Raw genomic sequence first — 13,762 nt, 5'->3', positions numbered from 1 at the left:
CATCATTCCTGTAATTGCCTATTTGCAGTAGGTATAATTTTGCAGTACGATGAAAGAAATAAATGTATTTCTAAAATAAGGGGGTAGAAGACGGTGGAATTGTCTACACCGTTCATTCAAACAGCCTCTGTTGTCGTTTCGGTAATAGCCGGCTTATCACTTATTGTGCTTCGGATGCGTGCAGGAAAACAACCGACCTCCTTGCGCAAAATAATAATTCCTCCAATTGGGATGGCAACAGGCTTCCTCATGTTTGCCTTTCCTATGATGCATATTCCGTGGATGTGGGGGCTTTCTGCCTTTGGAATGGGTATGCTGATCTTCTCGTTTCCATTGGTCGTAACGACGCGATTGGAGCGGGTAAATTCAGACATTTATGTTAAGCGTTCCAAAGCCTTTATTTTTATTATGATAAGTTTGTTTGCCCTTCGATTGTTCTTGCATGGCATTGTAGAGCAGTATATGTCTATTCCACAAACAGGCGCGATCTTTTATCTTCTTGCTTTCGGGATGATCATTCCTTGGCGACTCGCTATGGTCAGTGATTATTTAAGGTTGAGGAGTTTAGAAGCGTGATTTTATTAATTTTATATAGACGACTTCCTTGAGGCGATAAGTCTCGTAAGGGAAGTCGTCTTTTATTGTATGTAGCAGCGAAAGGGGGTTGAACAAAGGATATTTGACACCTTTTTGCTGGTTATGATATTCTTTACTTATGTATTGCGTGCAATTTAATTTATCAAAATTTACTCGAGACGTAGGAGGCAATCATCAATGAGTATTTATACGTATGATGTAGAAACCATTAAAGGTGAACAAGTAAGCATGGAGCAATATAAAGGTAAGGTATTGATTATCGTCAACACAGCTAGCAAATGCGGATTTACACCTCAATACGCAGATTTGCAAAAACTATACGAGGAATACAAAGAGCAGGGTCTCGAAATTCTTGGGTTTCCAAGCAATCAATTTGGTGAGCAAGAGCCAGGAGCTAATTCTGATGTACAGAGCTTTTGCCAGTTGAACTATGGTGTTACATTCCCGTTGTTCTCGAAAACAAATGTAAGAGATGAGGATGCTCATCCGCTTTTCAGCTACTTAACGAAAGAGGTACCTTTTGCAGGTTTTGATACGAACGAGGCTAGCGGTAAAATGCTGAATTCCTTCCTTGAGGCCAAGCTGCCTCATTTCCTGGAAGGTGATTCTATAAAATGGAATTTCACTAAGTTTTTGGTTGATCGCGAAGGGAAGGTAGTAAGCCGCTTCGAATCGACGGACGAACCATTGAATATGAAGGCCGATATCGAGCGCTTGCTTTAGTGCTCCCTCACCTTAAAATGAAATAGACGCGGGATTTCGGCGACAAAAAGCCCATTTACTGGCTATTTGACACGATTTGAGGGGAAATATGAGAGTTGCTGACACTTAGAGGCTCTTTGTGCTGACGTGGAATGGAGAAGGCTGTTGAATTCACTCGGTTATTCTGAAGAGTTCGGCACCTTTCTGGTTAAGGGCGGTATGTAAAGTGAGTGATTGATGTGTACTTCGGTGGGACAAGCTTTTTTAGTTTGGCTGGGTGTAGAACCATGTGTGGTCAATGTATAACCGGTGGCTAGCATCAATAAGCAATAAATTAGCTTATTATTTGCATTATAATTTTGCTGCCAAAACAACTGAATCACAATATGACAGCATGTCGCTTCTATATGCATCTACTACCGAAGTGGAAAGCTCCCTATTAGTTTTTCCCTTCTACTGCCAAAGTAACGAATCAACACTCTTATTGCATATTTCTCCTATTGCGAAGGTGCTTTAACATCATACAATTAGCCTATCTATTCTACTGCTACAGCTACTTCAAAGTGTCTCCTAGTTGGGCAGTTAGCTTGCTTGGGTGTTGCCTTTGATAGGCTGAATTCAAACGCCTCTCTCCCTCTTTTTGCAAGCCTAGTATTCACTGATCAACTCTCAAATGAGTTCGTAAGTGGAGGTTGAAAATGGACAGAAACGGAATAGCCGTTCTGTCCATTTTTTTATGGATAATGAACAAGCTGTTAATGTGGTTAGTTAAGAATTTTATATTTTAAAAAGTGTGAAAATATATAATTTAGGTCTATCGTATTTTGCGTTGTGGATAGAGGTCGTTTCCTCTATTTTCCCTTATTTAGATTAGGGATTATTTATTAAACAGCATCTATTAATAAAGTAGTTTATTTCGAAATTTTGGATTCAAAATATGCAAAAGTAATAGTATTCACTACTGAGGAAATAAAGAGCACTCATAGGTTTTTCTGGGTTTTGGATTGTTGAAGGTTGAAGTGTGCTATGAGATATGTTGTTTGAAGTGAACATTCAAGGATTAACTGCTAAAGTACCTCCTAAAGTAACTCCAAAATTAACCTCTGAATTAACTTTAGGGCACTCTTATCCGATAGTTTTTCGCATTGTCCTAAATAAGTGAATAGCTAATTATATGGGGGCAGAATTAGTTAAAATGCTTTGAATTAGCATGCTGAGTGTTCTTACTTCCCCAACCCAACCCAACCCAACCCAACCCAACCCAACCCAACCCAACCCAACCCAACCCAACCCAACCCAACCCAACCCAACCCAACCCAACCCAACTCCAATAGAGCTAAAAACTAGCTCTAAATCAAGAAAACAAGCCGATTCAGCAGAAATAGAGCTAGAAATTAGCTCTAAAGTCGATATATTCGCTGGGATTCAGCTCGATAGCACCATAACCGAGCAAATAGAGCTAAAAACTAGCTCTAAATCAAGAAAACAAGCCAATTCAGCAGAAATAGAGCTAGAAATTAGCTCTAAAGTCGATATATTCGCTGGGATTCAGCTCAATAGCGCCATAACCGCGCAAATAGAGCTAAAAACTAGCTCTAAATCAAGAAAATAAACTAATCCCGCCCAAATAGAACTAGAAATTAGCTCTACTCCCCCACAACTATGGAAAGACCACTTTAACGTAGGAAGATTAATCCAACCGTTATCAGGGTATATACATTGGAATAAAAATACATGTTAACGGATTAGTTTACATTTACTGTTATCCACATATTTGAAGGGATTGTAAGTTTAACATGTACGAATGCAGATATATTTTCTAGAATGGTCATACTACCTTTCATAGAAGAGGCATCAGGGATGTAAACACAATAATTATGAGGTGAACCGTGCATGAAGAAAGACGAAGGATCAGTATTGAAAAGCGGAGGAAAGGGAGTAAAAGAGCGCTTTTCTTCATCTGGGTTTATTTTAGCGGCGATCGGCAGCGCAGTTGGCCTAGGTAATATGTGGAAGTTTCCATATATTACAGGTCAGTATGGGGGTGCAGCCTTTTTCTTGCTATTTGTTATATGTCTCATAATTGTGGGACTGCCAGTGCTGCTTGCTGAATTAGCGGTGGGTAGAGGCGGACGAGGAAATGCATCGACCTCACTTATCCGACTTAGCGGGAAAAAGGTTTGGGGCGGCTTCGGTTTTATTACGATTCTAGGCGCTTTTGTCATCTTGTCCTTTTATGCAATCGTAGCTGGCTGGACGATGCATTATGCGATGCTGTCTTTTACAGGCAAATTATTCGCGAATAATGATTTTGCGACGACATTCACCAACTTCAATAATAGCTGGATGCCTGTGTTCTGGCAGTTCCTTGTTATTCTGTTAACGACCATTATAATCATGCGCGGTGTATCAGCAGGTATAGAGAAGTTCAATAAGGTTCTTATCCCTGGTCTCGTGATCTTGCTTGTTGTTCTTGCTATACGCGCATTGTCGCTTGATGGCGCAGGGGAAGGTGTGTCCTTTTTCTTGATGCCTGACTTTAGCAAGCTAACAGCGGAATCTGCACTCGTGGCTCTCGGGCATGCATTCTTCTCGCTATCTCTCGGGATGGGAACCATGCTTACTTATGGAGCCTATGTCGATAAAAGACAATCACTTGGTCTAGCCACTCTTGCAGTAGGCGGAGGCGATTTGATTTATGCGTTTTTGGCAGGACTGATTATATTCCCAACAACATTTGTATTTGGCTTGGAAGCTGCGCAAGGCCCTGGTCTTGTATTTGTTGCCTTGCCGGCTGCATTTTCAGCCATGCCGCTGGGTTCATTTTTCGGAGGTTTGTTTTTCGTATTACTTGCATTTGCGGCACTTACTTCAACGGTATCGCTCCTCGAAGTGCCAGTCGCGTTTGTCCGTGAGGCGTTTAATTGGAGTCGCAAAGTAGCGGTAACTGTTGTTGGAAGCTTATGCTTCCTTATAGGATTACCGTCAGCACTGTCTTTAGGGAATAAAGTGCCTTGGCTAACCTTCGGGGGCAAATCGTTTTTTGACTGGATGGACTTTGTATGCTCTAACATCGTACTTCCTGTAGGCGGATTAGTTGTCACTATATTTGTGGGATACGCTTGGAAAGGCGCTGCTAAGGAATCAGGCTTAACCTCTTGGTGGCTTCAAGTTTGGCTGTTTATGCTGCGTTTTATCGCACCGATCCTTGTCCTTCTTGTATTTCTCTACTCAGCGGGAATCATCAAAATGTAGAGAGAATCCCTGTCTTATATTTTTAGGCAATATTGTGTATTATAATAGGATAAATATTTTCAGTGGAAAGGTTGGTCGCGAGTGGAGAACACAGTAGAAAACAAGTCCTCATCCTCGAATTTTATTAAAAGCATTGTTACCGAAGATTTGAAGAGCGGGAATGTGCAGGAAGTTATAACTCGCTTTCCGCCTGAACCGAACGGTTATTTGCATATTGGGCATGCCAAATCGATTTGCTTAAACTTTGAATTGGCAGATGAATTCAAAGGGAAAACAAATCTTCGTTTTGATGATACGAACCCTCTTAAGGAAGACACAGAATACGTAGAATCTATTCAAGAGGACGTACGTTGGCTCGGCTTTGAATGGGACGACCTGCGCTTTGCGTCAGACTATTTCGAAGAGCTTTATAATCGAGCTGTACTGCTTATAAAAAAAGGCAAAGCTTATGTCTGTGACCTGACAGCCGAGCAAATGCGCGAATATCGCGGCACCTTGACCGAGCCAGGCAAAGAAAGCCCATACCGCAGCCGCAGTGTAGAGGAGAACCTTGATTTATTTGCGCGTATGCGGGCAGGGGAATTCAAAGACGGTGAAAAGGTGCTTCGTGCCAAAATCGATATGGCGTCGCCAAACATTACGCTGCGCGATCCTGTTTTGTATCGCATCTCACATACGCATCATCACCGTACAGGAGATGCTTGGTGCATCTATCCGATGTACGATTATGCTCATCCGATCAGTGATGCGATTGAGGGCGTTACACATTCCATCTGTACGCTAGAGTTTGAGGATCACCGTCCTCTATATGACTGGGCAATTGCAGAATGCGAGATGGAAGCTACGCCTCGTCAATACGAATTCGCACGTTTGAACGTAACAAACACGGTTATGAGCAAGCGGAAGCTAAAGCAGCTAGTTGACGAAGCAGTTGTTGACGGTTGGGATGATCCTCGTATGCCTACGATCAGCGGTTTGCGCCGCAAAGGCTACACGCCTGAAGCGATACGTACATTCTGCCGCGAGATTGGCGTTTCAAAGAGCAACAGTCTCGTCGACGAACGGAATCTAGAGCATTTTATTAGAGAGGATTTGAAACTGAAGGCGCTTCGTACGATGGCTGTTCTTCGTCCCCTCAAAGTTGTCATTACAAACTATCCAGAAGGTCAAACCGAGCTTTTGGATGCTGAAAATAATGCAGAAAACGAAGAAATGGGCATACGTCAAATTCCATTTTCACGTGAAATTTATATTGAACAAGATGATTTTATGGAGAACCCGCCAAATAAATATTTCCGTCTCTTCCCTGGCAATGAGGTGCGTCTGAAACATGCTTACTTTATTAAGTGTGAGGATGTCATTAAGGACGCGGACGGAAATGTGATCGAGCTTCATTGTACCTATGATCCTGAGACGAAGAGCGGATCAGGGTTTAATGCGCGCAAAGTGAAGGGTACTCTGCACTGGGTAGAGGCATCACAAGCCGTTGCTGCAGAATTCCGTTTATTCGAGCCACTGATTACGAGTGAAGCAGAAGAGGAAGGCAAGCCGTTCCTAGAATGCATCAATCCGAATTCACTGGAGGTGCTTCAAGGCTTTGTCGAGCCTAATATGAAGGATGCGACAGGCGGCGATAAGTTCCAATTTTTCCGTCATGGATACTTCAATGTTGATCCGAAGGATACGACTGCAGAGAAGCTGGCGTTCAATCGTATCGTTTCATTGAAAAGCTCTTTCGATCCGTCGAAAGCATAACCATAGACGCAAAAGCCTGCCGAGCCTTTAAAGCTCGGCGGGCTTTTTTTCTATTTGCAGGTTGAATGATACAATATTTATTGGCTCCATTTATAATAGAAGTGATATAATTTGTAAAAATTGTACGAGTATGAGGTGGCGAACTTGATCAATCAGCAGTATGAAATTGTTGATGCAGAGCTAAGTGATCTAGCTCGCATTGTTGAGATTTATAATTCAACAGTTCCAAGCAGAATGGTGACTGCTGATTTAGAGCCGGCTACAGTTGAGAGCAAGGCTGATTGGTTCCACGATCATTCACCCAATCATCGGCCGCTATGGGTATTGCGAGTAAATGGGGAGATTGCAGCATGGTTTAGTTTTCAATCCTTTTACGGCAGACCAGCGTATAACGCGACAGCGGAAATCAGTATATACATTGCAGAGGAATATCGTTCGCGAGGAATCGGAAAGGTATTGCTGGAGAAAGCGATTAATGATTGCCCGCGTCTAGGTGTAACCACGTTACTCGGCTTTGTTTTTGGTCATAACGAGCCAAGTCTAGCGCTTCTGAAGAAGTTTGGCTTTGAAGTATGGGGTCATTTGCCTAAAGTAGCGGAGCTTGACGGCATTCAAAGAGACCTAGTCATTGCAGGTAGACATATATGAAGCGTACACTAGTAATAAGTGATATTCATGGCTGCTACACACCATTCAATGATCTGCTCTCCTTGATGAACTATCGGCCGAGTGAAGACCAGCTTATGCTGCTCGGTGATTTTGTTGATCGCGGTCCGAAGAGCAAGGAAGTGCTGGAACAAGTCATAAGCCTCGTTCAAAAGGATGGCGCCATAGCACTTCAAGGCAATCATGATGAACGGCTTGTTGATGTCATGCTGGAGCGAAGCGAGCAAGCGTTGATTAAGTTCTCAGGACATGGCGGCAGACAGACAGCAGAGAGCTATGCCGGTGTTCGCCAAGGAGCGCTAGAGGGCATAATCGAGCGAGCTAAGGCCAATATTCATAAACATTATATGCATCATATGACTTTTTTGGACGAGCTGCCTTATTTTCATGAAGACGAGCATTTTATTTACGTGCATGCTGGAATTAATCCGACCTACTTAAACTGGCGCGAGCAGCCAAAGAGAGACTTTCTCTATATCAAAGAACCTTTTCTCAGCACACCTACTACCGTAAAAAAGACGATCATCTTCGGTCATACCAAAACGATAGACATTCAAGGAAATCCGAGCATCTGGTTTGGGCAAGGGAAAATTGGAATCGACGGCGGCTGCGCAACGGGTCACCAGCTCAATGGGCTGGAAATTACCGGACCAAGCAGCTTCAAAACCTATGCCGTACCGAGTCGTCCGTAATCGTTTTGTGAAAAAGAGGTGCTGTTTTTATTTATGTTTAAACATGCTTATTTCAAAAGCCTGCCTGTCCATTTATTCCTAATAGCTATGATGCTGGTGTATATCATCATTATGGGTGGTCTCTTATTTCTGCGCCCGCGTTATTGGGGAGAAGGATACATGTATAACATCATTCCTTTCCAAACGATCAAAGGGTATCTTTTTTCAAGGCATCATTTCAACTCTGACATTTGGTTCAAAAACCTATTCGGCAATATCGTCTTATTTATGCCAATCGGTTTCTTCCTGCCTATGCTTCATACTTCATTTAGAAGGATACTGAAACTAATTTTCACAACTATTTTGCTTATAACAGCTGTCGAGCTAACGCAAATGCTAACGAGAGTGGGCAGCTTTGACATTGATGATATTATTCTTAATACGTTTGGTGCCTTACTTGGACTAGTAATAACCAGAATTGTTTTCCGTCGTTCAAAAAAATGAATGGCTATTAAAAGGCGATTGAAGAAAGGAAGATCATCGAATGAGTAAATTTTGGAGCCCGCTTGCAGCTTCCCTGGTGCCGTATGTGCCGGGTGAACAGCCCAAAGACAAAACGTATATTAAGCTGAATACGAATGAAAATCCATACCCACCTTCTCCTAAAGTTGTGGAAGCGATAAAGGAAGCGGCAAATGCTGATTTGCGTCTATATCCTGATCCTACCTGCGAGGATCTTATACAAGCTGCTGCCGACTATTATGGCGTCCCAGCAAAGCAAGTATTTGTAGGCAACGGATCTGATGAGATTTTGGCCTTCGCTTTTGCAGCATTTTTTGATCCGGCTAAAAAAATATTATTTCCTGATATTACGTATAGCTTCTATAAGGTATACGCGAAGCTATACGGCCTGAAGACAGAGCTTGTTCCGTTGGATGAAGGGTTTAATGTTCAAATTAATGAGTTCCAATCGCCAAACGGAGGCATCATTATTCCTAATCCCAATGCTCCGACGGCACAATTGATATCCCTTCAAGAAATCCGGACACTTTTAGAAAATAATCCGGACGTAGTTGTCATTATTGATGAGGCGTATATTGATTTCGGTGGAGAATCAGCAGTTCAGCTCGTTGAAAGCTATCCTAATTTATTGGTTATACAGACGCTCTCCAAATCACGCTCATTAGCTGGCTTGAGAGTGGGGTTTGCTTTTGGAAGCGAGGAACTGATTGATGGTCTTAACCGTATCAAAAACTCATTCAACTCTTATACACTCGATCGTCTTGCCCTTAAGGGCGCTGTAGCTTCAATCCAAGATGATGCTTATTTCAAGCAATCGACTGCAATGGTTGTGGCAACTAGAGAGCGAGTTAGCGATCAACTGATTTCATTAGGCTTCAGGGTGACCGATTCCAAGGCGAATTTCGTATTTATTTCACATCCATCCATTTCAGCAAAATTGATTTTTCAGCAGCTTCGTGAAAAGGGCGTACTGGTCCGCTATTTTGATCAACCTCGCATAGACGAATATTTGCGGGTCAGTATTGGAACGGATGAAGAAATGGACGCATTTATTGGGGCCGTCAAGGAAATCGTAGGCGAATAATGGAGAAAGCATCGGATGAGCAGCTGTTGATCAAACGGTCTATGCGATCAGTGCTTTTGCTAAGCGTGATATTCGCCATTATTGCGAATGTCTTAATGTATTCTGCCTATTTTAACAGTGAGATCGTTAAATGGAGTTATATGATTTGCATGATTCTAATTATTGGATACGCGATCCCCATTGTGAGGCTGTTTCGGAATCGGCATTGGTATTTTCCAACCTTTATTCCACTTTTCTGGATACCATTTGTTGTTCTGCTTGGCTTCTTGCTGAATAAAGTGCTGCCCATGTCCAATGATTATCAAAACTTCGAGCTTCTGCTCGTTTATTATTTTATTTTGAATGTTATTGTACTGGTATTGGGCATTGCTTTAGGAATGATCATTAATGCGAGCTTGATGCTGAAGAAGAGGCTGAGTTCGAAATAAATAGGAATGGAAAAGAAGCAGTCTTTAAGGCAGTCGCCTTGAGGGCGGCTTTTTTTATTGACTTTTTAAAAAAAAGATATTACAATTCGATGATTAACTAACGATCGTTAGGTAACGTTGGACCAATCATCATGGAGGTGAAATATGATGGGAACAGTACCTTCTACAGCAGACCGAATTAAGATGGCTGCTTTAACGATGTTTACGGAATCAGGCTATGAAGGCGCGTCCTTATCACAAATAGCGAAAGAGGTTGGTATTAAGACACCATCTCTATATGCCCACTTTGAATCTAAGGAGCAAATATTCCTGCAACTGATTGAGGATGTGATCTCGGAGGAAAGAGGACAATACAGAGAGCTCCTTCAGGAAATGAGAAATGAAAAAATTGAGCATCAGGTCTATCGATTATTTGATTTTTTCACAAATCTTAGTCATATGTCTACAGGTCAGGCTTTTTTGAAGCGAACCATTTTAGTTCCGCCGCGTCATCTGAGGGATCAACTGCGAAAAGACTTTTTGGAATATGAGGTTGAGCTGGCAGAAGGCATAGCACAGGTATGGCGCAAAGGTGTATCATCAGGTGTATTTGGTGAGCAGGATGAGGAGAGAATGATTGCAACTTTCTTTGTAGTCGTGGATGGATTGCTTGTAGAAAATAATTTATATGAAGAGAAACTCTTCAATAAGAGAAAACAACTGAATTGGCTGTCCTTATGGCAGATCTGGACGATGACAGCGAGAGAGGATTGAATTATTATGCCGTGGATTTTTTTGGTGCTTGCTGGCTTCTTGGAGGTTGGTTGGACACTTGGACTTAAATATTCTGAGGGCTTCACTGTATTGGTTCCTAGTTTAATTACAATTGTGCTGCTTATTATAAGCTTTATGTTATTTGCAAAGGCGATGCGCAGCATTGAAATCGGCGTAGCTTATGCCATGTTTACTGGAATGGGAACAGCAGGTACGGTTATCGCAGGGATGATTTGGCTCAATGAGCCGGCTGATTTTTGGAGATTGTTTTTCATCTCAGTATTAGTAGTGGGGATTGTTGGCTTGAAGCTCGTCTCCAAGGAGAAGACTGCGGAGGTCCAATCGAATATGACTGCAGACATCGCAGGTAAATCTGACCATGAGAAAGTAGGTTCCTAATATGGCTTGGGTTTTTTTAATTATATCTGGCTTCGGTGAAGTAGCAGGCGTTACATTTATGAAAATGTCAGATGGGTTTAAAAAGTGGAAGGGCACAGTGGGGGCAGTGGCTGCCGGTTTTGTCAGCTTTTTCTTCTTATCTAAGGCGCTTCTAACCATTCCGATAAGTACGGCGTACGGTATCTGGACGGGTATTGGATCAGTTGGCAGCGTTGTGCTGGGCATGATCATATTCGGAGAATCACGGAATTGGGGTAAAATGTTTTTTTTGTCGTTGATTATTATTGGAGTCATTGGCTTAAAGGTTGTCAGCGGTGGTCACTAGTCAGCGAAAAATAACAAAGGCAACGGCTGCTATATGGCTGCCGTTGCCAGCTAAGATTTTCTTTGAACGTTTGAGCCAGCATTAGTGATCCTCGTCAAAAGCGGTCAGAAGCGCCTTTGCTTGGTCAACGTCTTTCTTTAAAACATGAATTCGTTTTAAGGAATTGCCTTCTGTCGTAATTTTGCTTTTCAGTCCGTTAGCTTTTAAATGTGCTTGTAGACGATCAATAATTTCTGATCTAGAGCCGCCTTCTGTTCGAAGTGAAACCCAACTGCTCCAAAACCATGCCATTTTACGTCACCTCCTTAAAGTTTTGCGAAGCAAAACTCGCTTCGAAAGCTTGTGCTTAGTTTTGCGAAGCAAAACTCGCTTCGTATGCCACCACCTCGTTTTGCGAAGCAAACCCACTCCGAATGCATTGCTTCGTTTTGCGAAGCAGATCTCTTCGAAAGCGAGATCACCTTTCATATCTATTCAGGGAAAGCGCTTCAAGATGACTGTGTTCATAAAAAATAGTTATTCAACCAGATGCGGTTTTGAATGGTTCCCAATAGAGCCTAAAATGCAGCTTCTTTTGCCCCAACATTTAGCTGAGAATAAGAGCTGGGTGCCTGCACATGCTATATAGGTGAAATACGGGTTTTGACAACCTGGCTATTGACAAAAGTAACTGTAACGTTTAAGATTACAGTACAAAGCAGGGAGGCCCGTTCACAGTGAACAGTGAATTTACAATTGCGGTACACAGTCTCGTATACTTGGCTTATTTACCGGAAAGAATGGCGAGCAGCGATATGATTGCTGAGAATGTAGGCACACATTCTGCACGCGTTCGGAAAGTGATGAGCGGTTTACGTCGTGGTGGATATGTTGATACGCGTGAAGGCTCAGGAGGCGGCTACAGGCTGACGATTGAACCAGGCGCGGTTACACTCGCTGATATTTATCGTGTGATGGCGCAAGGCTCGCTTATTCCAAGCTGGTGCTCCGGCAATCCAGAAATGGATTGTGTCGTAGGATCGAATATGAATCAAGTAATGTTCGGTATTTTTTGTACAGCGGAGAAGCAGCTCGAAAGTCATTTTAGCGCGATAACGATTGAGGATGTTCTTAATCAAATTCACGCCTGTAGCTAGCAAATGTTTCAATGCACGGTGATACGGGTATTTCCTTAATCATAAACATGGATTAGAGAGGATGATTGAAATGGCAGTAGCTTTGACTAAAGAAAACTTTAACGAAAGCATTAAAAACGGCGTTTCTCTTGTAGATTTCTGGGCACCTTGGTGCGGACCTTGCAAAATGCAGCTTCCAATCATTGAGGAGTTGTCAACTGAACTTGAGGGCCAAGCGGTAATCGCGAAAATCAACGTTGACGAGCAGCCTGAGCTTGCTTCGCAATTTGGCGTTATGAGTATCCCAACACTCATCTTGTTCAAAGATGGTCAACCGGTTGATAAAATGGTTGGCGTACAAAGCAAAGATGCTTTGAAATCAAAAATCTCTGGTCAACAATAAGAAACTTTCTTATAATGAAATACGTCTAAATATCGTCTGGAATCAGTTTAAAGCTGAACCCAGGCGATATTTTTTTTCTGAATAATCTTCTATCTAGTAAATATTATTGGTATAAAAGGAAGTAATTGTTTTGCATAAAAAGAGGCTATTTAAGCGAAAGTTAAGGAAATCTTAAGCGCTAATACGAACCTTTTCTGTTGCTTTATACTAGTGGAGTTAGTAGAATTGATATAAAAGTACACAGCAAGTTGTACAAATTATGATTTATGGAGTGGTGATGGAGTGAACGCAGTCATTACAAAAAAGGACGATACAGCATCAGGTGAGTCCCTGCGGAAAGATGTTACGTCTGCTAAAATATTAATTATTATTCCAGCTTATAACGAAGAGCACAGCATAAGCCATGTTATACATGATGTTAAGACGCATTGTCCGTCTGCTCATATTTTGGTTATAAATGATGGTTCTAAGGATCGTACAAGAGAAGTGGCAGAAGCCAGCGGAGCTTCAGTCATCACGCTTCCCACTAACCTGGGAATTGGCGGTGCTATGCAAACGGGGTATCGCTATGCTCATCGTTATGGCTATGATGTTGCTGTGCAAGTTGACGGAGATGGCCAACATAAAGCAGAACAGCTTCATCTTATTTTAGAGCCTGTCCTAAGCGGTAAAGCAGATCTTGCGATCGGTTCTAGATTTATTGAACAAACCGGATTCCTGTCATCGGCTTCAAGAAGAGCCGGCATTAAAATTTTATCTACAATTGTAACGGCTATGACGCACAAGCGTGTGCTGGATGTAACATCTGGATTCCGCGCTGCGAACAAACGTGCAATTGCAGTATTTCAAAGTGATTATGCGACAGACTATCCAGAAGTGGATTCCATCGTATTGATTCATCGCAGCGGATTACGGACAAGTGAAGTTGCTGTTATTATGGAAGCACGTACAGGTGGGAAATCATCAATAAATGCGATGCGTTCTGTGTATTATATGATTAAGGTTACACTGGCATTATTCATTCGCAGTCTCAAAGCAACTAAGCCTGTTGAAGCCTAATCGTACGAAATGTTTTGATTTTCAAAAC

At 42.2% G+C, this 13,762-nt stretch carries 17 protein-coding genes; 16 read left to right on the top strand and 1 reads right to left on the bottom strand.

All coding sequences use genetic code 11. The features are described from left to right. The first annotated feature begins 93 nt into the window (after window positions 1-93). The 13 genes from AC0YOD_RS15315 to AC0YOD_RS15255 all read left to right on the top strand — a co-directional run bounded on the left by AC0YOD_RS15315 (window position 94) and on the right by AC0YOD_RS15255 (window position 11,157). Window positions 94-576, top strand: a complete 483-nt coding sequence (locus tag AC0YOD_RS15315; protein WP_475800189.1) for a CcdC family protein — start codon at window positions 94-96, stop codon at window positions 574-576. A 198-nt stretch (window positions 577-774) separates the two neighbouring features. After that, window positions 775-1,320: a glutathione peroxidase gene (locus AC0YOD_RS15310; RefSeq protein WP_475800188.1), complete on the top strand. Its 546-nt coding sequence runs from the start codon at window positions 775-777 to the stop codon at window positions 1,318-1,320. 1,189 nt (window positions 1,321-2,509) lie between these two features. Then, a complete protein-coding gene (locus AC0YOD_RS15305) occupies window positions 2,510-2,911 on the top strand; it encodes a hypothetical protein (protein ID WP_475800187.1) in 402 nt (133 codons plus the stop codon). Window positions 2,912-3,192: 281 nt separating this feature from the next. Next, window positions 3,193-4,554: a sodium-dependent transporter gene (locus AC0YOD_RS15300; protein WP_475800186.1), complete on the top strand. Its 1,362-nt coding sequence runs from the start codon at window positions 3,193-3,195 to the stop codon at window positions 4,552-4,554. A gap of 81 nt (window positions 4,555-4,635) precedes the next feature. Continuing rightward, on the top strand, window positions 4,636-6,309 hold the full coding sequence (locus tag AC0YOD_RS15295) for a glutamine--tRNA ligase/YqeY domain fusion protein (protein WP_475800185.1): 1,674 nt from the start codon (window positions 4,636-4,638) through the stop codon (window positions 6,307-6,309). Between the two features lie 147 nt (window positions 6,310-6,456). Continuing rightward, complete coding sequence (locus tag AC0YOD_RS15290; protein WP_475800542.1) at window positions 6,457-6,957, top strand: N-acetyltransferase family protein; 501 nt, start codon at window positions 6,457-6,459, stop codon at window positions 6,955-6,957. Beyond that, on the top strand, window positions 6,954-7,667 hold the full coding sequence (locus AC0YOD_RS15285; RefSeq protein ID WP_475800184.1) for a metallophosphoesterase: 714 nt from the start codon (window positions 6,954-6,956) through the stop codon (window positions 7,665-7,667). The genes AC0YOD_RS15290 and AC0YOD_RS15285 overlap by 4 nt, the downstream gene beginning before the upstream one ends. Window positions 7,668-7,700: 33 nt before the next feature. Next, complete coding sequence (locus AC0YOD_RS15280) at window positions 7,701-8,150, top strand: VanZ family protein (RefSeq protein ID WP_475800183.1); 450 nt, start codon at window positions 7,701-7,703, stop codon at window positions 8,148-8,150. A gap of 40 nt (window positions 8,151-8,190) precedes the next feature. Next, on the top strand, window positions 8,191-9,252 hold the full coding sequence (gene hisC, locus AC0YOD_RS15275) for a histidinol-phosphate transaminase (RefSeq protein WP_475800182.1): 1,062 nt from the start codon (window positions 8,191-8,193) through the stop codon (window positions 9,250-9,252). Further along, window positions 9,252-9,680 (top strand): hypothetical protein, encoded by a 429-nt coding sequence (locus tag AC0YOD_RS15270; protein WP_475800181.1) that lies wholly within the window; start codon window positions 9,252-9,254, stop codon window positions 9,678-9,680. The genes hisC and AC0YOD_RS15270 overlap by 1 nt, the downstream gene beginning before the upstream one ends. 144 nt (window positions 9,681-9,824) lie before the next feature. Further along, on the top strand, window positions 9,825-10,433 hold the full coding sequence (locus tag AC0YOD_RS15265) for a TetR/AcrR family transcriptional regulator (RefSeq protein WP_475800180.1): 609 nt from the start codon (window positions 9,825-9,827) through the stop codon (window positions 10,431-10,433). A 6-nt stretch (window positions 10,434-10,439) separates the two neighbouring features. Continuing rightward, entirely contained in the window at window positions 10,440-10,832 is a 393-nt protein-coding gene (locus tag AC0YOD_RS15260) for a DMT family transporter (protein WP_475800179.1), read from the top strand. 1 nt (window position 10,833) lies between these two features. Beyond that, window positions 10,834-11,157, top strand: coding sequence for a DMT family transporter (locus AC0YOD_RS15255; RefSeq protein ID WP_475800178.1), 324 nt, complete (start codon window positions 10,834-10,836; stop codon window positions 11,155-11,157). An 81-nt stretch (window positions 11,158-11,238) separates the two neighbouring features. Here the strand turns inward: AC0YOD_RS15255 and AC0YOD_RS15250 are convergent, their stop codons facing one another. Continuing rightward, window positions 11,239-11,448 (bottom strand): hypothetical protein, encoded by a 210-nt coding sequence (locus AC0YOD_RS15250; protein ID WP_475800177.1) that lies wholly within the window; start codon window positions 11,446-11,448, stop codon window positions 11,239-11,241. Between the two features lie 425 nt (window positions 11,449-11,873). Here AC0YOD_RS15250 and AC0YOD_RS15245 point away from each other — a divergent pair, with 425 nt between their 5' ends. From AC0YOD_RS15245 to AC0YOD_RS15235, 3 genes are all read left to right on the top strand, one after another. Continuing rightward, on the top strand, window positions 11,874-12,293 hold the full coding sequence (locus AC0YOD_RS15245; protein ID WP_475800176.1) for an RrF2 family transcriptional regulator: 420 nt from the start codon (window positions 11,874-11,876) through the stop codon (window positions 12,291-12,293). 70 nt (window positions 12,294-12,363) lie between these two features. Then, complete coding sequence (gene trxA, locus AC0YOD_RS15240; protein WP_475800175.1) at window positions 12,364-12,675, top strand: thioredoxin; 312 nt, start codon at window positions 12,364-12,366, stop codon at window positions 12,673-12,675. A 282-nt stretch (window positions 12,676-12,957) separates the two neighbouring features. Further along, window positions 12,958-13,734: a glycosyltransferase family 2 protein gene (locus tag AC0YOD_RS15235; protein ID WP_475800174.1), complete on the top strand. Its 777-nt coding sequence runs from the start codon at window positions 12,958-12,960 to the stop codon at window positions 13,732-13,734. The last annotated feature ends 28 nt before the right edge of the window (window positions 13,735-13,762 follow it).

The organism is Paenibacillus sp. J31P13 (assembly GCF_056269295.1).
The sequence above is the reverse complement of the archived record's forward strand: the minus strand, read 5'-3'. Positions and strand labels throughout refer to the sequence as shown.